Raw genomic sequence first — 4,178 nt, 5'->3', positions numbered from 1 at the left:
GACCTAGTCGAGGCGCTGCGTGCTATCGCGTATGATCGCCGCCAGGAGATCAGCGAGATTGTGGAGAAGGTCCTCCGCGAAAACCTTCCGGCTCGATATCTGGAGGAAGGCTCCGTTCGTGCGGCGAGGATCGCAGAAGCTCCGCCGACGTAGCCCAAAACAAAAAGGGCCTGGTTCGTGCGACCGAACCAAGCCCTTTCCGCAATGTCAACAAGGCTGTGTCAGCAGCCTGGGTGCCGAGCATCAGTGTATGCGAATGCACCCATAACGCAAGGTCAAGGGTGTCCATGCCAACGGGTTACGACGCGTCTCTCGCGGACGTCAAAGCTGCCTCCGGTCCATTGGTTGATTATGTCGGGCGCTATGCTCGGCTACAGCGCCGGGGCCGCATACATCTGGGCCTGTGCCCATTCCACCAAGAGAAAACGCCCAGCTTCTACGTCTATGCGGACCACTACCACTGCTACGGTTGCGGCTCGCACGGTGACGTATTTAATTTCCTCGCCGCAATGGAGAAGCGCCCGCTAGGCGAGGTCATTGCAGACCTGCGTAGCCGCAGCGGGTTGGCCAATGGCCCTACCCCGGAAGCCCAGGCCCGCCTTACAGCTCACCGCGCGGAGGCCGAGGCCCTAGCCAGCGCTCCCGATCCTTACGAAATCGTCCTACCCACGCCTGCTAATGCCCCCCCGCTTTGGCCGGGGGAGCAATCGCCAACGGTGCCGATCCTGCGTCCGAATGGGGAACCAGGTGAGCCGGTGGCCAAAATGGCTGCGGTGGATACGGTACACACCTATTTTGGTTATCGGGGCGAGCGGCTGGGCCATGTAGTGCGTGGCCCGAAAAATCACTCGGGGAACAAACTCGTTCGGCAGGTGGCGTGGTGCCGGAACGTCCATTTGTCGGACGGGTCTATCCGTGAGGGTTGGACATACGTCTCATTTCCAGAGCCCCGGGCCGTCTACAACGCCCACCTCGTGTCGGACGCGCGGGAGGACGGTCGGCCCACCCGCTACCTCATTGTCGAGGGCGAGAAATGTGCAGATCGTGGCGCTGCACTACCCGGGTGGACGGTCGTAGGATGGATTGGTGGCAGCCACGCTTGGCACAAAACTGATTGGAGTCTAATCGCCGAGGGCGTGGACGTGGCTCTTTGGCCGGACGCTGACACCAGCGGTGTGGGCAGCAAAACCATGTTGGATCTGGCCCAGCATTTAGCCGCCCTTGGGTGCAGCACTCTCCGGTGGATCGAGCCCCCGGCTGGAGCGCCGAATAAATGGGATCTGGCGGATGCCGTCGACAAAGACGACTGGTCGGCAGAGCGGTTGGCCGCGTTCGTTGATGCCGCGCTGCCGTGGCGTCCAGCATCGACAGCTGAGCCAGCGTCATTGAGCATGGCCCCAGATAGCGAAGGAGGACGTCTGCCCCCCGGCATGCCCCCCTGCCCGCCACCTCGAGACAAGATTCTGAGCGAAGCCGAGAAGGTAAGCCTAAGGCAATTCGGGGTGCGGCGGCGTTCGTTCCTCAACGTCATGAAAGCCCCGGCCCCACAACTGAACTTTGCCTTGCCCGGCATGCTGCGAGGAACTGTGGGGTTGCTGGTCGGTGCTGGCGCGTCAGGAAAAAGCTGGGCGATGCTCCAGACGCTCATCTCCATGGCCGCTGGGATCGACATCTGGTCGCTCTGGTCCGACATTTCGGACAAGATTCTAAGCCTGCCCGCCCCTCCAGGCAGATGCCTGTATCTGGCAGCAGAGGACCCCCAAGAGATTGTCGACTGGCGTATACACCATCTCGCCAACAACGCTTTGGAGCGGCTGCGGGACGCCAATCTGGACGTAAACAAATTCCTGGACCTGATCGACGCGAACCTGATGGCCTACAGCCTCTACGGGGCTGGTCCAGAAAACGCCTTTGCGATTGCTCCGAGCCGGACTGAGACGGCAATCCAAAGGGGGCCACTTTACGAGAATGTGGTTCAAAGCGGGTTCGGTGCGCTTATCACCGGGATCGATACCCTTGCCCGCGTTTCGACCAGTCTGGAGGAGCGCGAGGGGAAAGATATGGGGCAGGTTATTGAACTGGCAGAGTCCCTTACAGTCGATACCGGGCGGGCCAACGTATTGTTTGCGCATCATGTCACAAAAGCATCTGTTACTAACGGGCAGGCGGAAGAACAACAGGCAGTTTCCGGCAGTCGGAAACTGAGTGATCATGCGCGTTGGCAAGCAAACATGGGAACCATGGATGCCAATACTGCCAAGGTCCGTGAGATTGACGATGGCGATCGCCGGAAATGGGTGAAAATTGTCGGCGCCAAAATGAATTACGCGGAGAATGAGGGCTCCCGTTGGTGGCGGCGCGGCGAACATGGGATCCTGGTTGGGGGGTTCAGCCCGCCCGAGGCACCGAAAGCCAGCAACTCGGTCGGATATACGTCGACTGGTTCAACGGCGGGTCCACGCGCTTCCTCGGTGCGCTTGGAACGCATGCGGAGGGAGGCGGCCGATGACTGAGGCCCTCCCGGCTACTGCCGAGGTCATCGAACGCGAGCCCGAGAGCTTTGCTAACGTGGAGCGGAATTTCGCTAAGGTGGACGGGTTGATTGTACCACTGGAACGAGGAAACCGCCGCGCCGGGTATGAGCTGCACTATCCTGGTCCAGATCAGTTCAACAGCGACGGCCTGAATTTTACATTCAGGATCTACCAACAGCTGGGGGTCTGGGACGAATCCGTTCTCCTGGTCGTGCTGAAACTGATCGGTCAGCGAGGAGTGATTTTGGACCCCAATCCGGCCGGCCCGAATTCGCGCCAGGTGCGCGACGACCTGAACGAGGGCGGGGACGCGCTGGCCCAAAAGACTCTATTGTTGCGTGACACGTCCTATTCTGAAATTCTCCGGCACATGGCGCTGAACCCCGTGGGCCGGTCACGTCGATTGCTGCGGGAAAGTCTCCAGCGATTCAGCGCGATAACTTTATGGGTCAAGGACCGTATAGGTAACGAGGGCAATTCAAACCTGATGGTTGCTCGCGCGTCATCAAACGGGGATCTCCGAATCTCGGTTCATTACCTCTTGGCGAGATCATTCCTGTCGGAAACCCTATGGGCTCGGGTTGACCTGAGTGAAAGATGGCGCCTGTCCGGCGACACCGCCAAAATTCTACATCGGTGGTTGAGCGCGTGGCTTGATGTGGGTGAAACCCAGCCGGCCAAATTGTCCACCCTGGAGCGCCATGTGTGGGGAGACGTCTCCACGGGTATGGACCGCGCGAAACGGTTTTATTTGCTGCGCCAAGCCCTCCGGGAAATAGACGCGCTAGGCAGTGGCTGGCGGGTCAGTGGCGTTGATCAGCGCGGCGACGCCGTGTGCTCCATCACTCGCCGCCCCCGATCTACGCTAGGCGAACGGGCCGAAAATCGACCGGCCCTGACAACGCTCAGCGTGGAGAGTGAGTTCGTTGCCGGCGATTCCAAGTTGGCGATAGAGGTCCCCGTGTAAGGACCAACGAGGATTCACTGGCGCCGCATGGCGCCGGTCCGCGAGACGCCGGTCGCGCTGGCGAGTGTGATCAGTGAGGGCCGGAGAGGGCCTTTAGCCATGTGGCGCAACGGCTGTGACCTGCTGCAGCGCCCGCAGTTGCTCATCGAGCGCAGCGGCACGGCCTGCCGCCTCCCCTGCCCTGCTGCGCGCCTCGCGCGTTACCGTTTCCGCTTCCACTTGCCGCCGCTTTGCGGCTTCCTGGTCGGCGAGGACACGCGTGAGCTCGCCTTGGTGTTTCGCTAGTTCCTGAATGAGACGGTTGACCTCTTCTCGATACGTTGCCTGAGCCTCTGCAGCCTGCTGCCGGGCAATAGCAGCATCGGCTTGATGCGTTGCTCGTGCTTCATCGATCTGCTGCTGCGCTTTCGTGAGATCGGCCGCCAGGCGGCCGACCTCCGCGTTCCTTGCCGTCTCGGACCGCTCCAGCGCCGCGCGAAGGTGCGCTACTTCGTCCCGCATGGCCGCAGCTTGCGCCTCAGCCGCAGCCCGTGCCTCAGCAGAGGCCTGCGCGGTTCGGTTGGACGCCTCCAGATCGCTCCTCAAATCGCGGACCTGCGCGTCCGCATCATCGGCTTGGGAAAGGGCTTGGCGCTCGCGCTCCCCGGTATTCGCCAAGTCGATGCGGGTCTCTGCAA

Annotated in this window: 3 protein-coding genes and 1 pseudogene; 3 read left to right on the top strand and 1 reads right to left on the bottom strand. The window is 61.3% G+C overall.

Annotated elements, in window-relative coordinates; translation table 11 throughout:
• Positions 1 to 287: 287 nt before the first annotated feature.
• From QWZ14_RS08085 to repC, 3 genes and pseudogenes are all read left to right on the top strand, one after another.
• Positions 288 to 506, top strand: a pseudogene (locus tag QWZ14_RS08085) (CHC2 zinc finger domain-containing protein); the annotation flags it as partial.
• 210 nt (positions 507 to 716) lie between these two features.
• Positions 717 to 2,513, top strand: a complete 1,797-nt coding sequence (locus QWZ14_RS08080) for an AAA family ATPase (protein WP_290316119.1) — start codon at positions 717 to 719, stop codon at positions 2,511 to 2,513.
• The gene (gene repC / locus QWZ14_RS08075; RefSeq protein WP_290316118.1) at positions 2,506 to 3,501 is read left to right on the top strand and encodes a replication protein C, IncQ-type; all 996 of its coding nucleotides are present in this window, start codon (positions 2,506 to 2,508) and stop codon (positions 3,499 to 3,501) included. Before QWZ14_RS08080 ends, repC begins: the two co-directional genes overlap by 8 nt.
• Before the next feature lie 93 nt (positions 3,502 to 3,594).
• Here repC and QWZ14_RS08070 read toward each other — a convergent pair.
• Positions 3,595 to 4,178 (bottom strand): hypothetical protein (locus QWZ14_RS08070; RefSeq protein ID WP_290316117.1); only part of this gene is annotated, 584 nt, incomplete at its 5' end.

The sequence above is a fragment of the Paeniroseomonas aquatica genome, assembly GCF_030409335.1.
Lineage (GTDB): Bacteria > Pseudomonadota > Alphaproteobacteria > Acetobacterales > Acetobacteraceae > Belnapia > Belnapia aquatica.
Note: the sequence above shows the minus strand (reverse complement) of the source record. Positions and strands in the feature narration are given on the sequence as shown.